The organism is Bacillus sp. Bvel1 (assembly GCF_014872755.1).
In the GTDB taxonomy this organism is placed as follows: Bacteria; Bacillota; Bacilli; order Bacillales; family Bacillaceae; genus Bacillus; species Bacillus velezensis.
The window spans coordinates 456,800-479,480 of record NZ_JAAOBZ010000007.1 but is presented as its reverse complement, the minus strand read 5'-3'; the positions used below and the strand labels follow the sequence as shown (position 1 = coordinate 479,480).

General features: G+C 46.0%; 23 protein-coding genes. 15 read left to right on the top strand and 8 right to left on the bottom strand.

All coding sequences use genetic code 11. From position 1 onward, the window contains the following. The first annotated feature begins 70 nt into the window (after positions 1-70). Positions 71-1,024: an aromatic acid exporter family protein gene (locus HAP68_RS11520; protein ID WP_003153231.1), complete on the top strand. Its 954-nt coding sequence runs from the start codon at positions 71-73 to the stop codon at positions 1,022-1,024. A gap of 69 nt (positions 1,025-1,093) precedes the next feature. Next, positions 1,094-1,624, top strand: coding sequence for a L,D-transpeptidase (locus tag HAP68_RS11515; protein ID WP_024085581.1), 531 nt, complete (start codon positions 1,094-1,096; stop codon positions 1,622-1,624). 13 nt (positions 1,625-1,637) lie between these two features. Here the strand turns inward: HAP68_RS11515 and prli42 are convergent, their stop codons facing one another. Then, the gene (gene prli42, locus HAP68_RS11510; protein ID WP_007408390.1) at positions 1,638-1,733 is read right to left on the bottom strand and encodes a stressosome-associated protein Prli42; all 96 of its coding nucleotides are present in this window, start codon (positions 1,731-1,733) and stop codon (positions 1,638-1,640) included. A 93-nt stretch (positions 1,734-1,826) separates the two neighbouring features. Here prli42 and mce point away from each other — a divergent pair, with 93 nt between their 5' ends. The 3 genes from mce to HAP68_RS11495 are packed head-to-tail and all read left to right on the top strand — an operon-like array spanning position 1,827 to position 4,897. Continuing rightward, positions 1,827-2,255 (top strand): methylmalonyl-CoA epimerase, encoded by a 429-nt coding sequence (gene mce / locus HAP68_RS11505; protein ID WP_003153235.1) that lies wholly within the window; start codon positions 1,827-1,829, stop codon positions 2,253-2,255. Further along, the gene (locus tag HAP68_RS11500) at positions 2,242-3,765 is read left to right on the top strand and encodes an acyl-CoA carboxylase subunit beta (RefSeq protein WP_024085580.1); all 1,524 of its coding nucleotides are present in this window, start codon (positions 2,242-2,244) and stop codon (positions 3,763-3,765) included. The genes mce and HAP68_RS11500 overlap by 14 nt, the downstream gene beginning before the upstream one ends. A 16-nt stretch (positions 3,766-3,781) precedes the next feature. Continuing rightward, positions 3,782-4,897 (top strand): tripeptidase T, encoded by a 1,116-nt coding sequence (locus HAP68_RS11495; RefSeq protein WP_003153237.1) that lies wholly within the window; start codon positions 3,782-3,784, stop codon positions 4,895-4,897. Between the two features lie 113 nt (positions 4,898-5,010). Here the strand turns inward: HAP68_RS11495 and HAP68_RS11490 are convergent, their stop codons facing one another. Next, positions 5,011-5,847, bottom strand: coding sequence for a membrane protein insertase YidC (locus HAP68_RS11490; protein ID WP_024085579.1), 837 nt, complete (start codon positions 5,845-5,847; stop codon positions 5,011-5,013). Between the two features lie 32 nt (positions 5,848-5,879). Then, complete coding sequence (locus HAP68_RS11485) at positions 5,880-6,161, bottom strand: hypothetical protein (RefSeq protein WP_003153239.1); 282 nt, start codon at positions 6,159-6,161, stop codon at positions 5,880-5,882. Between the two features lie 75 nt (positions 6,162-6,236). On the opposite strand from HAP68_RS11485, the gene HAP68_RS11480 reads away from it, so the two are divergent. Beyond that, positions 6,237-7,481, top strand: a complete 1,245-nt coding sequence (locus tag HAP68_RS11480) for a DNA polymerase IV (RefSeq protein ID WP_024085578.1) — start codon at positions 6,237-6,239, stop codon at positions 7,479-7,481. A gap of 108 nt (positions 7,482-7,589) precedes the next feature. Next, on the top strand, positions 7,590-8,999 hold the full coding sequence (gndA, locus tag HAP68_RS11475) for an NADP-dependent phosphogluconate dehydrogenase (RefSeq protein WP_003153241.1): 1,410 nt from the start codon (positions 7,590-7,592) through the stop codon (positions 8,997-8,999). 91 nt (positions 9,000-9,090) lie between these two features. Here gndA and zwf read toward each other — a convergent pair whose 3' ends face one another. Then, complete coding sequence (zwf, locus tag HAP68_RS11470) at positions 9,091-10,560, bottom strand: glucose-6-phosphate dehydrogenase (RefSeq protein ID WP_003153243.1); 1,470 nt, start codon at positions 10,558-10,560, stop codon at positions 9,091-9,093. A gap of 208 nt (positions 10,561-10,768) precedes the next feature. Between zwf and rnz the strand changes: the two genes are divergently transcribed. Further along, a complete protein-coding gene (gene rnz, locus HAP68_RS11465) occupies positions 10,769-11,695 on the top strand; it encodes a ribonuclease Z (protein ID WP_024085577.1) in 927 nt (308 codons plus the stop codon). 77 nt (positions 11,696-11,772) lie between these two features. Continuing rightward, positions 11,773-11,922 (top strand): 50S ribosomal protein L33, encoded by a 150-nt coding sequence (gene rpmG, locus HAP68_RS11460; protein ID WP_003153246.1) that lies wholly within the window; start codon positions 11,773-11,775, stop codon positions 11,920-11,922. A gap of 49 nt (positions 11,923-11,971) precedes the next feature. Here the strand turns inward: rpmG and HAP68_RS11455 are convergent, their stop codons facing one another. The 3 genes from HAP68_RS11455 to HAP68_RS11445 all read right to left on the bottom strand — a co-directional run bounded on the left by HAP68_RS11455 (position 11,972) and on the right by HAP68_RS11445 (position 14,338). Beyond that, the gene (locus tag HAP68_RS11455; protein WP_007408397.1) at positions 11,972-12,745 is read right to left on the bottom strand and encodes an alpha/beta fold hydrolase; all 774 of its coding nucleotides are present in this window, start codon (positions 12,743-12,745) and stop codon (positions 11,972-11,974) included. A gap of 113 nt (positions 12,746-12,858) precedes the next feature. Next, positions 12,859-13,875 (bottom strand): NADPH dehydrogenase NamA, encoded by a 1,017-nt coding sequence (gene namA / locus HAP68_RS11450; RefSeq protein ID WP_003153250.1) that lies wholly within the window; start codon positions 13,873-13,875, stop codon positions 12,859-12,861. A gap of 139 nt (positions 13,876-14,014) precedes the next feature. Next, entirely contained in the window at positions 14,015-14,338 is a 324-nt protein-coding gene (locus HAP68_RS11445) for a GlpM family protein (RefSeq protein WP_024085576.1), read from the bottom strand. A gap of 138 nt (positions 14,339-14,476) precedes the next feature. Between HAP68_RS11445 and HAP68_RS11440 the strand changes: the two genes are divergently transcribed. Then, positions 14,477-15,355, top strand: a complete 879-nt coding sequence (locus HAP68_RS11440; RefSeq protein ID WP_024085575.1) for a LysR family transcriptional regulator — start codon at positions 14,477-14,479, stop codon at positions 15,353-15,355. Positions 15,356-15,691: 336 nt separating this feature from the next. Here HAP68_RS11440 and loaP read toward each other — a convergent pair whose 3' ends face one another. Beyond that, a complete protein-coding gene (loaP, locus tag HAP68_RS11435) occupies positions 15,692-16,222 on the bottom strand; it encodes an antiterminator LoaP (protein WP_003153257.1) in 531 nt (176 codons plus the stop codon). Positions 16,223-16,955: 733 nt separating this feature from the next. Here loaP and fabD point away from each other — a divergent pair. The 5 genes from fabD to HAP68_RS11410 are packed head-to-tail and all read left to right on the top strand — an operon-like array spanning position 16,956 to position 22,644. Then, complete coding sequence (gene fabD / locus HAP68_RS11430; RefSeq protein WP_024085574.1) at positions 16,956-19,214, top strand: ACP S-malonyltransferase; 2,259 nt, start codon at positions 16,956-16,958, stop codon at positions 19,212-19,214. A gap of 39 nt (positions 19,215-19,253) precedes the next feature. Continuing rightward, entirely contained in the window at positions 19,254-20,234 is a 981-nt protein-coding gene (locus HAP68_RS11425; protein ID WP_014418317.1) for an LnmK family bifunctional acyltransferase/decarboxylase, read from the top strand. A gap of 24 nt (positions 20,235-20,258) precedes the next feature. Continuing rightward, positions 20,259-20,531 (top strand): acyl carrier protein, encoded by a 273-nt coding sequence (locus HAP68_RS11420; protein WP_003153264.1) that lies wholly within the window; start codon positions 20,259-20,261, stop codon positions 20,529-20,531. Continuing rightward, on the top strand, positions 20,528-21,892 hold the full coding sequence (locus HAP68_RS11415; protein ID WP_003153266.1) for a long-chain fatty acid--CoA ligase: 1,365 nt from the start codon (positions 20,528-20,530) through the stop codon (positions 21,890-21,892). The genes HAP68_RS11420 and HAP68_RS11415 overlap by 4 nt, the downstream gene beginning before the upstream one ends. A 14-nt stretch (positions 21,893-21,906) precedes the next feature. Further along, the gene (locus HAP68_RS11410) at positions 21,907-22,644 is read left to right on the top strand and encodes an SDR family oxidoreductase (protein WP_003153268.1); all 738 of its coding nucleotides are present in this window, start codon (positions 21,907-21,909) and stop codon (positions 22,642-22,644) included. Positions 22,645-22,681: the final 37 nt, after the last annotated feature.

The window sequence follows — 22,681 nt, the reverse complement described above, 5'->3', positions numbered from 1 at the left end:
ACTGTAAGAAAAGAAGAAGAATGCTCTTCTTCTTTTTTTTGAGAAAGAAACAAACAGAATGGAGCAAGCAATGTTTAAAATCGGTTACCGGACACTAAAGACCGCACTTGGAACGGCGCTGGCCATTTATTTAGCCCAGCTGTTGCATCTGCAAAACTTCGCATCCGCAGGAATCATCACCATATTGTGCATCCAGATTACACAAAAGCGGTCGCTTCAGGCCTCGTGGGCCCGATTTGCCGCCTGTTTATTGGCGATCGTCTTTTCATATGTCTTTTTCGGACTGATCGGCTATTATCCGTTTGCGATCGGAATATTGCTGGTGCTGTTCATTCCGACTACAGTCGTTTTAAAAATAAATGAAGGGATCGTCACCAGCTCAGTAATCATTCTTCATTTATATATGTCCGGCGGCATTACGATGGCGTTTATCTGGAATGAGTTCCAGCTGATCACCGTAGGTATCGGCGTCGCGCTGTTAATGAATCTGTATATGCCGAGCCTCGACAGAAAACTCGCAGCGTACAGGAAAAAAATCGAGGACAACTTTTCCGTCATCTTCGCCGAAATCGAACGGTATTTGTTAACTGGTGAGCAAGATTGGACGGGGAAGGAAATACCGGAGACGCATCAGATGATTCAAGAGGCGAAAAACCTCGCCTATCGGGACGTGCAGAATCATATTTTGCGCCATGAAAATCTCTACTATCATTATTTTAAGATGAGGCAGAAACAATTTGAAATCATTGAACGGCTGCTGCCGAAGATTACCTCTATTTCAATAACGGTGGAGCAGGGAAAAATAATCGCCCATTTCATCCATGAATTAAGGGAAGCCATTCATCCCGGCAATACCGCTCATAAATTTTTAAAAAGACTTGCAGAAATGAGAACGGAATTTGAAGAAATGCCGCTCCCGGCAACGCGTGAGGAGTTTGAAGCGCGGGCGGCTTTGTTCCACCTCCTCGGTGAGATGGAACAATATCTCGTGATTAAAAGTTATTTCAAAGGCATCAAGCTGTAAAAAACATATGGATCAATCGCATGAGTCCTCCTTTCATTGGTCATTCTAATGAAAAAAGGAGGGGAGCCCATGCGATTTTTTTTATTGTCAGCCGTCCTGCTGCTGTCTCCGCTTTGGCCGCTTGGCGCGAACCCTTTGCCGGGTGACCCTTATATTATCGTCAATAAAGCCACAAATGCGCTTGCTGTTGTAAAGGATAACCAAATAGAAGGCATTTATCAGGTGGCGACGGGAAAAACGGATGATTTGACGCCTGAAGGAGAATTTACGGTAACGGTCAAAGCCGTCAATCCGTATTACCGGAAGAAAAATGTAGAGGGAGGCGCGCCGGAAAACCCGCTCGGCGTCCGCTGGATCGGTTTTGATGCGAAAGGCACCGACGGCAGAATATACGGCATTCACGGAACAAACAGAGAAGAGCTGATCGGGGGGTTTGTATCAAACGGCTGCATCCGTATGAAAAACCGGGATGTCATCCGTATTTTCCGGATTATCCCTCCCGGAACGAAAGTATTGATTACAAAAGAAAACCGCTCATTCGAGGACATTGCAATAGAGCGGAAAGCCCTCATAAAAAAGCAGGAAACCCCCTTGCAATGAGGCGCCTGCTTTTTTACCGCAAATACATCATAATGCCTGAGAGGAGGGTTGAAAGTATAAATACGCCCAAAATGACGATGACGGCGCTTTTCATAAATTTTTGAGACATTGTTTCACTCCTTAAGATTACTGTCTACCATTTTAACGTGTTTTGCTTGTATGAACAAGCCATATCCTATGGGGGAAAGCAGGTGGCCGCGCTATGAAAAAACTTGATCATGTCGGCATTGCCGTCAGCTCTATTGAAGCCGCGAGAGGATTTTACGAACGGATGCTCGGGCTTACGTATATGGGAGACGAGCTGGTAAACGGCCAAAATGTGAGAGTTGCTTTTTTAGAAGCGGGAGGCACAAAGCTTGAGCTGATTGAGCCGCTGTCGGACGCGTCTCCCGTCAGCTCTTTTTTACAGAAAAGAGGCGAAGGGCTGCATCATTTGGCATTCCGCTGCGCCGATATGAAGGAAACGATCAAGGAGCTTGAATCATGCCGCATGACCTTGCTTCATCATGAACCGCAAAACGGAGCGGGCGGGAAGAAGATCGCATTTCTCTCTCCAAAAGAGGCGAACGGCGTCCTGATTGAGCTTTGTGAAACAATTGAAAAAGGAGAAACTCAAGATGAACATGAGTGATCATATCAGACACTTAAACGAAAGACGTTCCTTTTTAACAAACGGCGGCGGAGCGGAAAAAAATAAAAAACAGCACAAAAAAGGCAAGCTGACGGCAAGAGAAAGAATTGACTATCTATTGGACGAAGACAGTTTTTCAGAGCTGCAGCCGTTTGCCAAAAGCCGCACGCCCGGGTGCCAGAATGCTCCGGGAGACGGCGTTGTTACCGGATACGGCACAATTGACGGACGGCCCGTGTATTTGTTTGCCCATGACTTTACCGTACTCGGCGGGACGCTCGGCGAGACGCATGCGGAAAAAATCGCGGCGGTAATGGATCTGGCGGCGAAAAACAAAAACCCGATCATCGGGCTGAACGACTCAGGTGGTGCGAGAATTCAAGAGGGTGTGGTATCATTAAATGGATACGGTCATATCTTTAGGCGCAACGTCCTTTACTCGGGAGTGATTCCGCAAATTTCTGTCATTCTTGGGCCGTGTGCCGGCGGTGCTGTTTATTCACCCGCTTTGACGGATTTTGTGATTATGGCGGAACATACGTCGCACATGTTTATTACAGGTCCGAAAGTCATTGAACAGGTGACGGGTGAACAGATTGACGCGGAAAGTTTAGGCGGTGCGGGAATACATAATGTGATAAGCGGAAATGCCCACTATTCCGCACGAACGGAAAAAGAGGCACTTTCGGCTGTGAAAACCCTGCTTTCTTATCTCCCGCACGGCGGACAGACGGCACTACCCGTTAAAAAGGAAGACGCCAGACCGTTATTAAACACCCTCGTTCCCGCGGACAGTTCGAAACCTTACGATGTGTTACAGGTAATAAAAGAGCTGGCGGATGACGGAACGTTTTTTGACATTCAGCCGTATTTTGCCAAAAACATTGCTGTCGGTTTTCTGAAACTCGGACGGCGTACAGTCGGTGTTGTCGCAAACCAGCCGAAACACTTGGCGGGGAGCCTCACGATTGATGCCGCTGACAAAGCGTCGAGATTCATCCGTTTTTGCGACGCGTTTCATATTCCGCTATTGACGATCGCTGATGTTCCGGGATTTCTTCCGGGCCTTCAGCAGGAACATGCGGGAATCATCCGTCACGGAGCAAAATTGCTGTATGCTTTTGCCGAAGCGGCGGTGCCGAAAGTGACGCTCATCATCAGAAAAGCTTACGGAGGCGCTTATGTCGCCATGAATTCGAAAGGGCTCGGAGCAGATCTTGTATTCGCCTGGCCCAATGCGGAAATCGCCGTGATGAGAGCGGAAGGCGCGGCGTCGATTTTATACAGCAGAGACATACAGGCTTCTGGCGACCCGGAGAAAACGAAGCGCGAAAAAAAAGCCATATACGAAAAGGAAAACGCCGGTCTGTATAAAGCGGCGGCCTGCGGAATGGTGGATGATATCATCCGGCCGGAAGACTCGAGGAAAAAATTGATTCAGGCATTTGACATGCTTGCGCATAAGGAAGAGGAAAGACCGAAAAAAAAGCACGGTAATATACCGCTTTAAACGGAGGGAACTGAAAATGGTAAACGAAAAACGTCTGCTTGAAGAATTTCTTGAACTCGTTCAAATTGATTCAGAGACAAAACATGAAGCGGAAATCAGCAAGGTGCTCAAACAAAAATTCACTGATTTAGGATTGAGCGTAAAAGAAGATGATACAAAAGAAGTGACGGGGCATGGAGCCGGCAACTTAATCTGTACGTTAAAGGGTACAAAAGATGCGGATACGATTTATTTCACATCCCACATGGACACGGTTGTTCCGGGCAAAGGCGTTAAGCCGATTGTGGAAGACGGCTATGTAAAATCCGACGGCACGACGATTCTCGGCGCTGATGATAAGACGGGTCTTGCCGCAATGTTTGAAGCCATTAAAGTGCTGAAAGAACAAAACATCGAGCACGGCACCATTGAATTCATTATCACGGCCGGAGAAGAATCGGGATTAGTGGGGGCAAAAGCAATGGATCGTTCAGACATTACCGCGAAATACGGTTTTGCGCTTGATTCAGACGGAAAAGTCGGCAACATTATTGTAGCCGCGCCGACACAAGCGAAAGTGAGAGCAACCATTTTCGGGAAAACGGCGCATGCCGGAGTGGAACCGGAAAAAGGCATCTCCGCGATTACAATCGCATCAAAAGCAATCTCTAAAATGCCGCTCGGCCGTATTGATAAAGAAACAACGGCTAATATCGGCCGTTTCGAAGGCGGCACGCAAACCAATATCGTCTGCGACCAGGTTGATATTCTGGCTGAAGCGCGTTCATTAGTGCCTGAAAAAATGGAAGCGCAAGTGCAGAAAATGAAAGAAGCTTTCGAATCTGCTGCAGCTGAGATGGGAGGCCGCGCGGAAGTGGACATCGCGGTCATGTATCCGGGTTTCAAATATCAGGACGGCGATCAGGTTGTGGAAGTCGCGAAAAAAGCGGCGGCAAAAATCGGCCGTCCGAGCGAACTTCAGACAAGCGGCGGCGGAAGTGACGCAAACGTCATTGCCGGCCACGGCATTCCGACAGTCAACCTGTCAGTAGGCTATGAACAAATCCATACGAAAAATGAAAAAATGCCGATTGAAGAGCTCGTCAAAACGGCAGAAATGGTCGTTGCCATTATCGAAACAGCGGCCAACTAAAAACGAAGCACCCAGTTGATTGGGTGCTTTTTTCATTATTCATGATATTAGGCTTAAAGCTTTGCAGATACAAGAAAAAACCCTGCCGGATAGGTTCCGGCAGGGTTTCAGTATTATGATTTGGCGGGCTCCGCCTGAGCCGCAGCCTGTTTCTTTTTATGATGCGTCTGCTGTAAAAGTACGTTCTGCACTGTCAAAAACAGTCCGCTTGTAAACCAGTAAAGCGGCAGCGCAGCCGGTACGTTAAGCGAAAAAACGGTCATCATGACAGGGAAAATAAAGACCATGATTTTTGCTGACTGCATCGCGGCCGGATTTTGAGCAGCCGGTGAATATTTCTCGTTTAATTTTTGGGAAATATAAGCCTGTAAGAAATACATGGCCCCCGCGCACAGTGATACAAGAATATCAGAATGCCCTAAGCTGAACCACAGAAATGAGTGTGAAGCAATTTCCGGCGTTGAGCGGATGGCGTAATAAAAACCGATCAAAATCGGGAATTGCACCAGCATCGGAAGACATCCCATTGCCATCGGATTCAGATTGTGCTCACGGTAAAGCTTCATCATTTCCATTTGCAGTTCTTTTTGTTTTTCCGCATCTTTCGTTTGTTTCATTTTAGCCTGAATGCTGTCGACCTGCGGTTTGATCACAGCCATTTTTTCCTGGAACACCCGCTGTTTCTTAAATTGGTTCACAAACAAAGGCAATACAACGATCCGGACGATAATCGTCACCAGAATAATCGACAGTCCGTACTCACCGTGGAACAGGCCCGCCACACCTTTTAAAAGTGCCGAAAACGGCTCGATCAGGTAATCGTGGAAAAAACCGATATTCCCGAGGCCTCCCGTCTGAGTCTGAGATGTCGCCGCAAAAGCCGAGCGGCCTGTGCACAGTACGATAAAAAATAATCCCAATACGATCCACTTTTGATATGTTTTAGACAATTATGTTTCCTCCTTTATATCTTCACTTGCCGTTATAAAAGGAGGAAGCTGACATCTTCATCATCATTCGCCGGTGAATTCATGCGGATGACTTTACGTATCCAAGTTGTAATGCGATGATATATAATAATAAGAAAGTCTGTTCGGTTCAGCTGAACGACTGCTTGATGTTCATCTATTCGTTTCGTTCTCCAATGCTCGCCTGCGCGGCGCTCACGCAAAAGAAAAGCGATGCCGATCGCGGTCAGAGCGGGAAGAATAATTGTGAAAAAATCGACTAAAAATAAAAAGTCATTCATTGACTCAAGAATCATTTTATCACATCCATTCAGCTCTTATTTTACTACATATATATAAGGTTGTCTATGAAAGGAAAGGAGGCGCCGGGAGTGGCCGGAAAAGGGAGAATTATATTTCATATCGATATGAACAGTTTTTATGCCTCCGTAGAAATGGCGTATGATCCGTCTTTAAGAGGAAAACCTATCGCCGTTGCCGGAAACGTGAAGGAACGGAAAGGAATCATCGTCACCTGCAGCTACGAAGCGAGAGCGCGGGGCGTAAAGACCACCATGCCGGTGTGGCGGGCAAAACGCCTCTGTCCGGAACTCATCGTCGTGCCTCCGAATTTTGACCGCTATCGGAGTTCGTCAAAAGAAATGTTCAGCATTCTGAGGGAGTATACGGATTTAGTCGAGCCTGTTTCTATTGATGAAGGATACATGGATATTACGGACACACCGCACAGACACAGGGCGTATGAGACAGCCGCAGACATTCAGGCGAGACTGCAAAAAGTGCTTTTGCTCCCGTCAAGCATCGGCATCGCCCCGAATAAATTTCTCGCTAAAATGGCGTCTGACATGAAAAAACCGCTCGGCATCACCATTTTAAGAAAAAGAGAGCTGCCGGACGTCTTATGGCCTCTTCCGATAGAAGAGATGCACGGTATAGGAACGAAAACTGCGGAAAAAATAAAAACGCTCGGCATCAAAACGATCGGTGATTTGGCAAAAGGAGATGAACATGCGCTGAAAACGCTTCTCGGCATAAACGGCCCGAGGCTGAAGGATAAAGCGAACGGCATCCATCCTGCAGAAGTCAATCCCGAGCGGATTTATGAATTTAAAAGCGTCGGCAACTCATCCACCCTGTCGCATGATTCGGCTGACTGGGATGAATTAACGGGCGTGTTTGACCGGCTTGCGCTGTCTGTGAGCGAACGGCTCCAGCGTAAGGAGGTCATGGCCTGCCGGCTGTTCATCATGATTCGGTATGCGGATTGGAAAACGGTCACAAGAAGCATGACCCTCAGCAATCCGGCTGATCAGAAAAAAGACATCATGGAAGCGGCGATGGAACTGTTTGACAAGCACTGGAACCAAAACCCGGTAAGGCTTCTCGGCATCACCGGGACGGAACTGGTTGAAAAACAGCAGGCGTATAAACAGCTTGATCTGTTTTCATTCAAGGAGGACGCAAAGGATGAGCCGATTTTTCAGATGATGAACGAGCTGAATGAAAAGTACGGCCAAAACCTGATCAGAAAAGGCGCCGTTATAAAAAAAGAAGAAAGCAAAACAAGGGGCACGAGCTTTAACAGAGACTTTTTTCAGGATGAAAAGAAAAGGTGAATAACTTGAAAAAAGGGGTTATGTATGATAATTTCTTTAGTATAAATATCATTTTATTTTAATTTAAATTTTAAAATGGTTAAACGTTTGAAGAAGGGACGTTAGAATATGTCAAAACAACAAATCGGAGTTATCGGTCTTGCGGTAATGGGTAAAAATCTGGCTCTTAACATCGAAAGCCGGGGATTTTCTGTGTCTGTATACAACAGATCAAGCAGCAAAACGGAAGAGTTCTTAGAAGAGGCAAAAGGTAAAAATGTTGTCGGTACATACAGCATTGAGGAGTTTGTCCAGTCTCTTGAAACACCCCGTAAAATTTTATTAATGGTTAAAGCGGGAACTGCAACGGATGCGACGATTCAATCTCTTCTTCCTCATCTGGAAAAAGACGATATTTTGATTGACGGCGGAAATACATACTATAAAGATACACAGCGCCGGAACAAAGAGCTTGCCGAAAGCGGCATTCACTTTATCGGAACGGGTGTATCAGGCGGTGAAGAGGGAGCGCTGAAAGGGCCTTCTATTATGCCGGGCGGCCAAAAGGAAGCGCACGAACTCGTAAAACCGATTTTAGAAGCCATTTCTGCTAAAGTGGACGGGGAAGCTTGTACGACATACATCGGCCCGGACGGAGCGGGACACTATGTGAAAATGGTGCACAACGGTATCGAATACGGTGATATGCAGCTGATCTCTGAGTCATATTTCATTTTGAAACAGGTGCTCGGATTGTCTGCCGAAGAGCTTCACGAAGTATTCGCTGAGTGGAACAAAGGAGAGCTTGACAGCTATCTGATCGAAATCACGGCTGATATTTTCACTAAAAAAGATGAAGAAACGGGCAAACCGCTAGTTGACGTCATCCTTGATAAAGCAGGCCAAAAAGGAACGGGTAAATGGACAAGCCAAAGCGCTCTTGACTTAGGCGTGCCGCTTCCGATTATCACTGAATCTGTTTTTGCGCGTTTCATTTCCGCAATGAAAGAAGAGCGTGTGAAAGCAAGCGGCCTTCTGTCCGGACCAGACGTTAAGCCGGTCACTGAAAATAAAGAAGAGCTGATTGAAGCGGTCAGAAAAGCGCTCTTCATGAGTAAAATCTGTTCTTACGCACAAGGCTTCGCTCAAATGAAAGCCGCGTCTGAAGAATATAACTGGGATCTGAAATACGGTGAAATCGCGATGATCTTCCGCGGCGGCTGTATCATTCGCGCGGCGTTCCTGCAAAAGATCAAAGACGCATATGACCGTGAACCGGAGCTTGACAACCTGCTGTTAGACAGCTACTTCAAAAACATTGCAGAAAGCTACCAAGGCGCTCTTCGCCAAGTGATTTCACTTGCCGTAGCCCAAGGCGTGCCGGTACCTTCGTTCTCAAGCGCACTTGCGTATTACGACAGCTACCGTACGGCAGTGCTTCCTGCAAACTTGATTCAAGCGCAGCGTGATTACTTCGGCGCGCATACGTATGAACGCACAGATAAAGAAGGCATTTTCCATACTGAATGGATGAAGTAATGAAGAAGCCCCCGCATTGATTGCGGGGGCTTTTCTGATATTAAAAACCGCGGGCCGTCATGAACGGCGCCGCGGTTTTTTAAATTTTTTCTTATATATTCCACCAGTGGAGACCGTCTTTTTCAAGAAGATCGTCCGAAGCTTTCGGTCCCATTGACCCTGCTTCATAATTCGGAGAAAGGGTTTTGTCGGCTGCCCACGTTTCGGAAATCGCATCGACGAAATTCCAGGAAAGCGCCACTTCGTCCCAATGGGCAAAGTTTGTCGCATCACCGAGCAGACAGTCATGGATTAATTTTTCATAGGCTTCCGGTGTGTTCATTTCATCACTGCAGTTGCTGCAGTAGTCCAGCTTAATCGGCTGAGCATGAGCGGCTCCGCCTAATTTTTTAGCGTTCAGATATAGTGTGATGCCTTCATCCGGCTGAATATGGATGACAAGCAGGTTCGGATTTACATTCGTTTCATTGCCGTAATAAAGGTTCATCGGAATGTCTTTAAATTGAACGACGATTTTCGTTGATTTTTCTTTCATCCGTTTCCCTGTTCGGATATAAAACGGAACGCCGGCCCAGCGGAAGTTATCGATTAACAGCTTTCCGGACACGAATGTTTCCGTATTGGAATCCGGTGCTACATTATGCTCATCTGTATAGCTCGGTACAGAGTTTCCGTCAATCGTTCCCGCTTGGTATTGTCCGCGGACGAAGTAGTCACTCACTTCGTTTGGAGCGACAGGGCGGAGAGCTCTCAGCACCTTCACTTTTTCGCTGCGGATTTCTTCCGTGTTCAGTTTAATCGGCGGTTCCATCGCCAAGAGAGCGACCATTTGCAAAATATGGTTTTGGACCATATCACGGAGTGCGCCTGATTTTTCATAATATCTCGCGCGGTCTTCAACGCCGAGATCCTCGCTTGACGTAATCTGGATGTTTGAGATGTAGCGGTTATTCCACAGCGGCTCAAACAGCGCATTCGCAAACCGGATGACTTCGATATTTTGAACCATTTGTTTGCCTAAATAATGGTCGATCCGGTAAATTTGATCTTCCGTGAAAGCTTCGCGTATTTCTTTGTTAAGCTCTTTCGCACTCGGCAGGTCATGGCCGAACGGTTTTTCAATGACGAGACGGGACCAGCCATTTGTCGCTGTGACACCTTCGTTTTTAAGTGATTTTGCGATCGTGCCGAAAAACTCAGGAGCCATCGCCAAGTAAAACATTCTGTTGTTCGGGATTTCATATGTATGTTCAAGCTGATCAAGCAGGACATTCAGCTCCTGATAGGAACCCGGATTCGTTACATCAAACGGATGGTAATAAAAATGAGATGTGAAATCGTCTATGTCTTTTTGCCCGGCAGAAGAAACAGACGTTTTAACCGTTTCCCGGAGGTCCTCGTTTGACCAAGGTCTTCTTCCAACACCTACAACTGCAAACTCTTCACCAATTTGACCATTTTTATATAAACGGTGAATGGATGGGTAAAGTTTTCGTTTTGCCAAATCCCCTGTGGCACCAAATATTACAATTACTGCTTTTGGTTTGTCGTTTGTTTTCACTTAGAGTACCTCACTTTATCTGAAGCATGGTTTAAAACCCCGCATATTTCCTTCATTTTAAATCTAAAATTCATTGAAAGCAAACATTTCAGCCTGTTTTTTGCGGTTTGCGGAAAAAAATTAATCAGGCCGGAGAAGGCCCGGGTGAATTCACATTTTCAGTCTGATCCTGTATCCTTAGTAGTACAAAGATCTAGGAGGAAGCATTGTGGAATTATTATTTTTAGGGACGGGGGCCGGCATGCCGGCAAAGACGAGAAACGTAACGTCCGTCGCGCTGAAGCTTCTTGAAGAAAGGCGTTCCGTATGGCTGTTTGATTGCGGAGAAGCCACTCAGCATCAGATATTACATACAACAATCAAACCGAGGAAAATAGAAAAGATTTTCATCACCCACCTTCATGGCGACCATGTTTACGGTCTTCCGGGTCTGTTGGGGAGCCGTTCATTTCAGGGCGGTGAAGAAGAGCTGACGATTTACGGGCCAAAAGGCATTAAAGCCTTTATCGAAACAAGCCTGAACGTGACGGCGACTCATCTGACGTATCCTCTTACCGTACATGAAATCGAAGAGGGGACGGTTTTTGAAGATGAGCACTTCATTGTTACCGCAGCATCCGTCATTCACGGTGTGGAAGCGTTCGGCTACCGGGTTCAGGAAAAGGATATTCCCGGCGCATTGCAGGCCGGCAGATTGAAAGAAATGAATATCCCGCCCGGACCTGTCTATCAGAAACTCAAAAAAGGCGAAACGGTCACACTTGACGATGGCAGAATCATTAATGGGCGGGAGTTTCTGGAATCCCCGAAAAAAGGGAGAATCGTCGCTTTTTCCGGGGATACGAGGGCATCAGAGCGGGTAACGGAGCTTGCGCGCAATGCGGATGTGCTTGTTCATGAAGCGACGTTTGCCAAGGAAGATGCAAAGCTCGCACATAATTATTATCACGCGACGACAGAACAGGCTGCGCAAACGGCAAAAAAAGCAGGCGCCAAACAGCTGATCTTAACTCATATCAGCGCAAGGTATCAGGGAGAATCGCCGATAGAGCGTCTCGAACATGAGGCGAAAGCGGTATTTGAAAACAGTAAGATCGCATTTGACTTCATGGAGGTCACTGTGGAGCGGTCTTAAAAAATAGACGCTTGACATTTTTTTCTGATGATATATAATAAAACGTAATAATTACGATTAAAAAAAGGGTGAAAATGATGCGTGTGAATGTTACATTGGCCTGTACAGAGACAGGGGACAGAAATTATATCACGACGAAGAACAAACGGACGAATCCGGACCGGTTAGAAATGAAAAAGTATTCACCCCGGTTGAAAAAGTATACTTTGCATCGTGAGACCAAATAGATCACGATAACAAAAGCCATTGTGCCGTTGCACAATGGCTTTTGTTTCATCAGTTTACCGCCTGATAGGCAGGAGCATTCATTTGCTGGCGCACCGCGCACCAAACATCATAAATGGCAAGGTGGACGATGTGCGGTTCATCGTGATGAATGGCATGAGAACTGTTTTTGGCCTGAATCCATCCGCTTTGATAAGAGACATCAAGCATGCTTCTGTGCAGTTTCACCCATTGTTCATGAGCGTGCTTTAAGCGCTCATCCCGCTCTCCCGATGATAAAATCAACAGCGGCATATCGCCGAAATGAATCTGCTGATGCTTGATCTGCCTAAGGCTCGTTAAAAATTCCGCGTGTGATCCTTCCAATTTGAACTGTTTCAAATAGGCGGCCTTCATTTCTTCGGGAAGAAGCGGAAGCACTTTCGTCTCCTGATCCTCAGAAACCGGATCAAGCAGCACCATCCCGAGAATATCCCGGCGGTTCCGGCTCGCCCAAAGTCTGCTGATAATCGTGCCGTATGAATGCGAGACGACAAGGTAAGGAGGCTTGACGCCGGCCTTCAGAAGAAGAGCGTTTAATTCCTGTACCATATGGTCCGCCGTTCTCTTGTTTCGGCTTCGTCCGCTTTTGCCGATTCCGGCTCTGTCATATGTGAAAACCCCAAATTCTTCATCTATGTCAGCGAGTAATGATGTCCATGTTTCAGAAGAAGTGCCGTAGCCGGCTTCAAAGACGATCGTCACTTCGCCGGCGCCTTTACGGTGTTTCGTATAAAACGGACACCCGTCAATCAGATATGTCCTTTCCATCCATGCTGCTTTCATTGGAGTCATCTCCTCTAATTGGTTCTATAGGGAAGACGGAGAAGCTTCGGCAATCGTTTCTCGAAAAATAAAAAAAGAGACAGCCGGATCGAAAAACTCCGGCTGTCATTTCATCACCATGCTCTGTCGTATTGGACCGGTGACGGTATTTCAGTATTCAGCTGCTTCGCTGCACTCCTTGCAAAGTGCGGATCGCGGAGAAGTTCTCTCGCGACAAAAATAAGGTCAGCGCGGTTGTTTTGCAGAATTTCTTCGGCCATTGTTCCCGTCGTTATCAAACCGACGGCGCCTGTTGCAATTTCGGCCTGTTCACGGATTTTCTCCGCGAAGCTCACTTGGTAGCCGGGGAAGACGTTAATATCAGCTTGAACGAGTGCGCCTGAGCTGCAATCAATGAGGTCGACTCCCTGTTCTTTCATCCACTTCGCAAAACCGATATGATCCGCAATGTCCAGCCCTTTGTCTGTATAATCCGATGCAGAAATACGGACAAATAACGGGCCGTCCCAGACTTCCTTGACGGCTTCAATGGTCTCGCCTAAGAAGCGGTAGCGATTTTCATGTGAGCCTCCGTATTCGTCTGTACGGTGATTGGACAGAGGGGACAAAAATTCGTGCATTAAGTAGCCGTGTGCGGCATGAAGTTCAATGATGTCAAAGCCGGCTTCTTTCGCGCGCGCCGCTGCCTGTTTGAATTCCTGAATGGTTTCTTTAATTTGTTCTGTCGTCATTTCAGCCGGTGTTTTGGACTGCTCATCGAACGGAATGGCTGACGGAGCGTAAATGTCTCCCTCAAGCTCAGCTTTACGTCCGGCGTGCGCAAGCTGAATGCCGATTTTAGATCCTTGCGCTTTCACTTGTTCCGTCAGTTTGGCAAAACCTTCGATATGATCATCGCTCCAGATGCCCAAATCCTGATCGGAAATGCGCCCCTGAGGATTAACGGCTGTCGCTTCCACGATAATCAGGCCGACCTGTCCGATTGCACGCGATATGTAGTGCGCCATATGAAAAGGCTGCAGTTTTCCGTCCTTCTCATGTGAGGAATACATACACATCGGTGCCATAACAATACGGTTTTTGATCGTTACATCTTTAACGGTCCATGGTGTGAATAATTTTCTCGCCATTTATTTCGCCTCCCGGAATGTTTTTAGACATTGATTATAACAACTCATGATCATTCAGTCATATAAACTGCTCACAACTGAACAGATCGTTCTTATTGTTCTGGACGGGCATTTTTTTATACACAGCGTGGCCGTATCTTCATAACAGGCATTTACAGCCGATCATATAGCAAATATAGATGAGAAACGCACCGATGACTGCGTGGCCTCCTTTGATCCAGTTTGTCAGGATGAAAATACTGCTGATGAAGATCACTGCGCCGAAGGCACCGAATATTCCGTTTTTTTGAGCGGCTCTGAAATCGTCGGGGCTCATATTTTTCAGCTGCAAGTGAATATTCAGTAACGACATGATCGGCAGCAATGTGATAACGCCTGATAAAAATAAGTATTTCGACTTGCTTAAATACGCGGCGGCCACCATAACGGTGCCGCCGATAAAAAATTGAATGAGAAAACTCATGCTGAAACGCTCACCTTCTGTTTGTTATCAAGTATAATGATGGAGACATTGCCATTTTATTTTTGATTGATGTATAAGTAAACTAAATATAACTAATGCATTGGATAATAAAGAATGATATCTGGGAGATGAAGCCGATTGGATTTAAAGAAGCATTTAGCCTTTATTAAAACGGTAGAAAGCGGCAGCCTGACCCAAGCCGCTGCCATATTGAATTACACACAGCCGAACATCAGCCAAATGATCAGTAAATTAGAGGAAGAGTACGGTTTTCCGCTTTTGATCAGACAGCGGCATGGAGTGAGGCCCACCGCAAATGGCTTGAAAGTGTTACATATTATGAAGGAAATTCAAAAAAACTATGAAAAACTGTCTCAAACCGTTGATAATATTAATGGGTTAGAAAGAGGGGAAGTCCGGCTCGGCACTGTTACGAGCGTGGCGGTAAAATGGCTGCCGAAAATTTTGAGGGAATTTAATGAGCTGTATCCTTCTATTAAGGTGCATTTATTTGATGGAAATTCTACTGAGCTGGAACAATGGCTGAAAGATGACCGGATTGATGCGGCGATTGGGACATCCCACAGCGAGAAGTGGCATTTTTACCCGTTGGCCGAGGACCCGATTGTAGCGGTGATGAGCCCGCAGCATGAATTGGCGCAATATGAAACGGTTCCGTTACATGTCATGGAGTCCGTCAAATGTATCGTGCCTTATCCGGAGACACATTTTGATGTGCTGAAAGTGTTAAAGGAAGAAAAGATCACTCCGCGGGTTGCTTATCAAATCAGAGGGGATGAAGCGATTATTGCAATGGTGCGGAATAATCTGGGGATCAGCATCTTGCCGCAGCTTTTGGTGAATGATGGTGATGTGCTCATCAAACGGTTCGACCGGTATGTCTCCAGGCAGCTCGGCATTTTGACAGCTCGTGCAAAGGAGACGCAGACACCTTCTGTCCAGAAACTGATTCAATGCATACAAGAATGGGTTGCGGTCCATCAGGCTTCTGCCTGAAGAAGCCTGATATGCGTTTAAGCCGGTTCAGGATAATAGACCAGCAATAAATATGTCATCGGTTCCGAGGAATGAAAATAACTGTGCGGCATCGCCCGAAGTCAGCACATGCTTTTCGTCATGAAGCTCAACCGTCAATTCACCGCTCTTGATTAAAATGATTCCCCTAAATGTGATTTTGTCTCATAGGCGCAGCCCGGCTTCAGGTCAACTATGCCTTGAAAACAAAAATTTGACCGTGACGGTGGTGAGCGGGGTTATTTTGATGTCGGGCTTTCGTCTGTTTATATAAAAAGGGCATCAACGGCACATGCTGTTGATGCTTTTTTTGAAATGCTAGGGTTTGGAGAGCACTTCAATTCCGACGTTGACCATTTTGTCCAGCCCCATAAAAGACAGGCAGATTTTGGCGCGTCTTTTTCTTTTATCGATTTTTTTAATAATGCCTTCCATTCCTTTAAGAGGCCCTGAGGCAACGGTTACTTTTGAATTTTCAATATAGACTTTTGAATAATCTACAGTGTCTCCTTCTCCGATCAGCCTGATAATAGGGAGGATTTCTTCATCCTTAATTGTCGTGAAATAGGTTTTGCGCTCTTTGGAATAATATGCTCCGTTATTCACGATTCTGCATGAAATGGGGAGTTCTTTGATTTTATGAAATGTCCGCTCTGTCATCTTTGTTTTAAACAGAACATATCCCGGAAACATCTTTTTGAGTGCCTCGTATTTAATTCCGGCTTTTCGTTCTGTGACTTTTTTCTTGGGTATGATTGAGTAGAGAGCCTGCTCATCAAACTGCAGACGCAGAAATTTTTGAACTGCTTCTTCTTTTCCCGACTCTACAAAAAGTGCGTACCATTTCATGACTGGATCCTCCTTAGAATAATAAGAAATTATTATACAAAGAAAGTATTTAATGGATAGTATTTAAAGTGATTAAAAATTTTTCTAATTCGTCTTTTTTTTACATAATATATGAAAATGAAAAATAAGTATAGACCCAATTGACAGAGAGGCGATGAATTTTCTTTGACATGAAAAGGGTTCAGGGAATTATCTGACATTTATCCCGAAACAATTATGCCGACTGTCCACCGAATATAAAACTGTGGAATAAATGTCAGAAAATAACGAAATAAAGCCTTGACATTATTATCTATAAATTGATATTATTCTCTTTAAATAGCAACTATTTGTTAAATTTATTAAATTAAAGTAAAGCACCTATTAAATTTCAATCGCTGTTTCGGCACGTTGAAGAGGAAATAGGGATTATAAAAATGATTGCAGTGTATATATCTACATATACATGATAAGGGAGAAGTGTGCCGTCATGGCTGTTTTCGGGCATATTGGCACTGCAGCTTGTCATGCGAAACATTCAGTAAACAAGCAAGATGTTTTAATATAAATTATGTTAGAAAAGGAAAACACAATGCGTTTGCGATTTTTAAACCTGTGCTGAATCGCAAACGCGTTTGTGTTTTTATTTTTATGGCGGTGTTTACACCAGTCAATATATGAAATAAGAGACGTTTTTGTATGGAGAACCACATGTGATGTACAAAATTGGCGATGGGGAAAGGATGAGGATAAGATGCTTACGTTTGTGTTCCCGGGGCAGGGTTCTCAATTTAAAGGAATGGGAGCCGGGCTGTTTGATGAATTTCAAGATCTGACACGTCAGGCTGATGACATATTAGGCTACTCTATAGAAGAATTGTGCCTGGAGGATCCGAATCATCAGCTGGGGAAAACGCAATTTACCCAGCCGGCGTTATATACGGTAAGTGCACTCAGTTATTTAAAGAAGATTAAAGAGTCCGGCAGAGAGCCCGATTACGCCGCAGGGCACAGTTTAGGAGAATATAATGCGTTATTTGCGGCCGGCTGCTTTGATTTTAAGACCGGTTTGCAGCTTGTGAAAAAAAGAGGGGAGCTCATGAGCAAGGCAGCTCCCGGAGGCATGGCGGCGGTTTTGGGGTTTACGGCTGAACAAGTAAAAGAGGTTCTATCCGATTATCATCTGACCGGCATTGATATCGCTAACCACAATTCACCTTCGCAAATTGTGATCGCCGGAACGAAACAAGACATTCAAAAAGCGGGCCCCGCCTTTGAAAAAGCCGGCGTGAGAATGTATCTTCCTTTAAATGTGAGCGGCGCCTTCCATTCCCGCTATATGAAAGATGCTGCAAAAGAGTTCGCGGATTATTTAGAAGAAACGGCGTTTTTGCCTCTTCGTTTTCCGGTGATCTCAAATCTTCATGCCGCACCTTATAAGAATGATGAAATCAAAACAAATCTGACTTTGCAAATGACCAATCAGGTAAAGTGGACGGACACGATACGCCGTCTGATAGGACTTGAAAATAATGAAATTGCAGAAGTCGGGCCCGGGGAAGTGCTGACAAAACTGACGAGGCAGATTAAAAAAGATGCCGTCCCATTACCTATGCCGAAAGAAGAGTCTGATACTGCTGATGTTAAAGCATCGGCAGCTGATTCCCAAAAAACGGCGGGAATGAGATTAGGGAACGAAGATTTTAAAAAAGATTATAACATCCAATATGCTTACATGACGGGCTCCATGTACAGGGGAATTGCTTCGGAACAGATGGTCATTAAAGCGGCAAAAGCGGGAATGCTGGGCTTTTTCGGAACGGGCGGATTGAGTATCGAACGGATCGGACAGGCCATCGGAACCATCCGGTCTGCACTGCGGCAAGGGGAAACATTCGGAATGAATCTTCTTCATCATATGATGTCACCTGACAAGGAAGTCAGAATGATAGATTTATATTTAAAAAACGGCATTCACCTTATTGAAGCATCGGCATTTATGGGCATAACCCCGGCTCTCGTGATATACAGGGCAAAGGGATTAAGCAGGAATCATGACGGATCGGTGTCAGTCCAAAACAGAATCATCGCGAAAGTATCCCGGCCTGAAGTCGCTGAGGCCTTTCTGAATCCGGCTCCGGCTCATGTGCTGGAAAGACTTGTGTCTGACAATCGGCTGACAGCCGGGGAAGCGGCGCTTGCAAAAGAAATTCCGATGGCTGATGACATTTGCGTTGAAGCGGATTCAGGAGGGCATACCGACCAAGGGATTCCGTATACATTAATGCCTGCCATGATCAGACTCAGAGACCGCATGATGGAGAAGCACGGTTATGCGAAAAAAGTAAGAATCGGCGCAGCGGGCGGCATCGGCACTCCGGAAGCGGCTGCTGCCGCGTTTCTGCTCGGCGCCGAATTTATCGGAACCGGTTCTATTAATCAATGCACGGTCGAAGCCGGGACAAGTGATTCAGTGAAAGATCTGCTTCAGGAAGCGAACGTGCAGGATACGTCATACGCTCCCGCGGGAGATATGTTTGAAGCGGGAGCAAGGGTGCAGGTGCTGAAAAAAGGCCTGTTTTTCCCGGCAAGAGCCAATAAACTCTTTGACTTGTACAGACAATACAATTCTTTAGATGAAATAGATGAAAAAACGAAAACATTAATTGAAGATAAGTATTTCCAGCGCAGTTTTGAGGAAGTGTATGAGCAGTTGAAACGTGATAAATCTCCTGAACAGACCGCCAAAGCCGAACAGAATCCGAAACACAAAATGGCGATGGTATTTAAATGGTATTTTTCCCATACGACGAGGCTCGCTCTGGAAGGAAAAAGCGAAAGTAAAATAGATTACCAAATTCATTGCGGCCCTGCGCTCGGCGCGTTTAATCAATGGGTGAAAGGAACCCCTCTTGAAAATTGGAGAAACAGGCATGTCGACTTGATCGGCAAACAGCTCATGGAAGAAACAGCCGGCCTTCTTGCGCAAAGGCTGGTATCGATTACAGGCTGAGTATGACCAGACATTACATTTTTTCTGCGGAGGACTACCATGCTGATTGAAAATCATGAATTAACGATGAGCCATGTCGGATTAGGGAATTTGAATGAGTACGCGCTGCTGCTGTTATTCGGCAATGCACACAGTCACCATTTAACGGACGGAACGGGATTCCGGCCTGATCAGATGGCCGATCACCAAGGGCTGATTTTGTATCCGGCTTATTTTATGACACATCTCAAAGTTCCTTCAGATAAGCCTCTTGATCAGTACCGATTATGGGACGAGGTTTCCGTCGGAGTCGATATCTCCCGGTTTGGAGAAACCATATTAGAATCTGATTATTTGTTCGGGCCGAAAGGAGCGGTCAGCTCTGATAAAAGCGAGTGGGACCGGGGACGGTTTCCTTCTATGAAAGCCAATAGTTTAATTGTCGTTGACGTCACACAAACAGAAGGTTCGACGCGCAAAGTCTCAGCGCCGAAGGCTGAATGTATTGCGGAACTTTCTAAGCTAGCCAAGCCGCCTTACGCGCTGATGCGGTCAAAGAAAATCAGAACGGACGCTTTCGGTATGAAGCCGGGCAACCTCAAAACAGCGGATCCCGTTTCATATCGGGTTCCTGTTGATCAGGATGCTGCGCCGGGGCATGCCATGGTGTTTGCGAAATTCAGCAAGATAATGGATGCGGCGGAATTTGAATGGATGACGCGCCGGTCGAAGCCGGGTTTTCCGGTTTCAATCGCGCGGCATTTATTTTTGCTTGAAAGAGAGACGTATTATTACGGAAATTGTTTTGCAGATGAAGAGCTTGATATTTATATGACGGGACACATTGAAGAATGCGATCCCGACTTTCACGGTGAGTCCCTCGGTATGATCTCAGTGGCGAAAATCAGCTATCAGATTGAAGTCTATATGAAAAGGAATCATACATTGCTGGCCATTTCCAAGGTGGATAAGCTGCTGGCGGTGCCGACCTCTTCACAAGATCATATTCCGGATTATAAACGGGTCATCAGAAGTTTATAAAATGAAGAATGGAGCTGAAAGCAAATGGAACAAACCAAGGAAATGAAGCAGATCATCGCTCAAATTATTCAGGATATTCAAGAACAGCAGTCATATCGGGCCGTCGAAGCGGGAGATGATGTGAGAGTCATAGAGGATCTGGGCTTCTCATCACTGGATATCGCTCAATTAGTCGCACAGATGGAGATGGAAACCGGAGTGGATCCTTTTTCCCAAGGAGAAACGATTTCCAGCATTACAACCGTCGGCAGCATTTGTGATATTTATCAAAAATACATGGACAGTGCTCAATCATGAAAACAGAAAGCAGGGGAGATATCAGCTGGGTGACTGATAAGCTTAGGGAAACGCAGGACAGTGAGTTTCTCATTTTTAAAGGGCAGACTTTTACGTATGATGATTTGCTGACACGAATCAGCTTTTTTCAGAAAGAACTTGAACAAAACGGAATACGTGAAGGAGAATGTGTGGCGCTTATCGGGGATTATTCCCCGAACGCCATTTTTTTGCTGATGGCGCTTTTGTTAAACCGAAATATCGTTGTCCCTCTCAGCAATGAATCAAGGGAAAAGCATCTCGATATGTTTGAAGACGCGAAAGTGAATCAAATCATTGAAATAAATGAAAATGACAGCTGGACGCTTCGTGAAGGTTCTGAAAGCGCCTCTCACCCTCTGCTTGATGACCTGCGCGAGAAAGGGGAGTCAGGCATTATTATTTTCACATCGGGAACCTCCGGCAAAAGCAAAGCATCCGTGTTAAGCGCCGGCCGGCTGCTTGAAAAATACAAAACGGCGAAGAGAAAACCGCTGCGTACGCTCATTTTTCTGAAATTGGATCATATAGGCGGCATTAATACGCTGTTTGCGATTCTGTTTAACGGGGGAACGATCGTCACATCAGACAGCAGAACGCCGGAGTCCGTTTATCAGGCGGTCGACAAATATGCTGTCCAAGTGCTCCCCGCCACCCCTACTTTTTTAAACATGCTGCTGATGTCCAAGGCGGATGCCGGCTATAACCTGTCTTCACTCCAGCTGATCACTTACGGCACAGAACCGATGCCCCAATCAACGCTGCGCGGCATTCACCGGCTGTTTCCGGATGTACGGCTGAAACAAACATACGGATTAACTGAACTGGGTATATTCTCAACGAAATCAAAAGACAGCCAATCCACTTGGATGAAAGTAGGCGGTGCCGGAACAGAGACCAAAATTACCGGAGGCACGCTTTGGGTCCGTTCTGAGTCGGCGATGCTCGGCTATTTAAACGCACCCTCACCTTTCGATGAAGACGGCTGGTACGACACCGGTGACCAGGTGGAAACAGACGGCGAATATATAAGAATTCTCGGAAGAAAGAGTGAAATCATTAATGTGGGCGGAGAGAAAGTGTTTCCGGCAGAGGTGGAAAGCGTCTTTCTGGAGATACCGAATGTCCGGGATGTTCTCATAACGGGCCGAAAAAATCCGATTACGGGCGAGATTGTCGCGGCAGAGGCCGTACTTGAAAAAGAGGAAGATATCAAATCTTTCAGAAAGCGGGCCGTAGCTCATTGCAGACAGAAGCTGCAGCCATATCAGATACCGCAGATCATCTCTGTTACAGATCGGAAACTGTCTAATGACCGATTTAAAAAAATAAGAAACGTGTAAAACAGGAGGCAAATATGAATAACGGAAAAGTAGCGGTCGTCAGCGGAGGTAGCCGGGGGCTCGGAAAAGCGATTGTACAGGCGCTTTTGGATGAGAATTACAAAGTAGCCGCTTTCAGCCGCAGTGAATCTGATTTTATTAACACATTGAGAGAGAGTGAAAAGTACCGTGACCGCTTTTATTGGGAAGCGGCGGATGCGGCGGATGATGCCGCCATGAAACAGTTTGTTCTTCAAGTATACCGCAAGTTTTCCAGAATAGACGGCTTGGTCAATAACGCCGGTTTGAACCTTGATCAGCTGCTGCCCCTGACCAATGATGAAGACATTGACCGCATCCTCAATCTGAATATCGGTTCAGTCATCAAGCTGACCCGAAACGTTTCCCGGGTCATGCTGAAACAAAATTCCGGATCAATCGTTAACATAAGCTCCATTATCGGTTCAAGAGGATTTAAAGGCACTTCAGTCTACAGCGCATCCAAAGCGGCTCTTGACGGCTTGACGCGAAGCCTGGCCAGGGAGCTCGGGTCCAAAGGAATCCGTGTCAATTCACTTGCGCCCGGTTTTGTGGACACCGATATGACGAAAAATATGCCGGAAAAACAAAAATCGCAGATTATCAGAAGGACGCCGATGGGGCGTTTAGGCGAAACAGACGATATGACCGGACTCGTTCGTTTTCTGCTTTCTCCTGAATCGTCCTTTATGACCGGACAGACAATGGCAATAGACGGCGGATTAACTTGTTAAAGCACAGAAAAATTCTTTTGTACAAGGGATGGTATCC

Coding starts and splice junctions, on each gene's coding strand:
- HAP68_RS11520 (WP_003153231.1), top strand. CDS start 71: ATGTTTAAAATCGGTTACCGGACACTAAAGACCGCACTTGGAACGGCG.
- HAP68_RS11515 (WP_024085581.1), top strand. CDS start 1,094: ATGCGATTTTTTTTATTGTCAGCCGTCCTGCTGCTGTCTCCGCTTTGG.
- prli42 (WP_007408390.1), bottom strand. CDS start 1,733: ATGTCTCAAAAATTTATGAAAAGCGCCGTCATCGTCATTTTGGGCGTA.
- mce (WP_003153235.1), top strand. CDS start 1,827: ATGAAAAAACTTGATCATGTCGGCATTGCCGTCAGCTCTATTGAAGCC.
- HAP68_RS11500 (WP_024085580.1), top strand. CDS start 2,242: ATGAACATGAGTGATCATATCAGACACTTAAACGAAAGACGTTCCTTT.
- HAP68_RS11495 (WP_003153237.1), top strand. CDS start 3,782: ATGGTAAACGAAAAACGTCTGCTTGAAGAATTTCTTGAACTCGTTCAA.
- HAP68_RS11485 (WP_003153239.1), bottom strand. CDS start 6,161: ATGATTCTTGAGTCAATGAATGACTTTTTATTTTTAGTCGATTTTTTC.
- gndA (WP_003153241.1), top strand. CDS start 7,590: ATGTCAAAACAACAAATCGGAGTTATCGGTCTTGCGGTAATGGGTAAA.
- rpmG (WP_003153246.1), top strand. CDS start 11,773: ATGCGTGTGAATGTTACATTGGCCTGTACAGAGACAGGGGACAGAAAT.
- HAP68_RS11455 (WP_007408397.1), bottom strand. CDS start 12,745: ATGAAAGCAGCATGGATGGAAAGGACATATCTGATTGACGGGTGTCCG.
- namA (WP_003153250.1), bottom strand. CDS start 13,875: ATGGCGAGAAAATTATTCACACCATGGACCGTTAAAGATGTAACGATC.
- HAP68_RS11445 (WP_024085576.1), bottom strand. CDS start 14,338: ATGAGTTTTCTCATTCAATTTTTTATCGGCGGCACCGTTATGGTGGCC.
- loaP (WP_003153257.1), bottom strand. CDS start 16,222: ATGAAATGGTACGCACTTTTTGTAGAGTCGGGAAAAGAAGAAGCAGTT.
- fabD (WP_024085574.1), top strand. CDS start 16,956: ATGCTTACGTTTGTGTTCCCGGGGCAGGGTTCTCAATTTAAAGGAATG.
- HAP68_RS11425 (WP_014418317.1), top strand. CDS start 19,254: ATGCTGATTGAAAATCATGAATTAACGATGAGCCATGTCGGATTAGGG.
- HAP68_RS11420 (WP_003153264.1), top strand. CDS start 20,259: ATGGAACAAACCAAGGAAATGAAGCAGATCATCGCTCAAATTATTCAG.
- HAP68_RS11415 (WP_003153266.1), top strand. CDS start 20,528: ATGAAAACAGAAAGCAGGGGAGATATCAGCTGGGTGACTGATAAGCTT.
- HAP68_RS11410 (WP_003153268.1), top strand. CDS start 21,907: ATGAATAACGGAAAAGTAGCGGTCGTCAGCGGAGGTAGCCGGGGGCTC.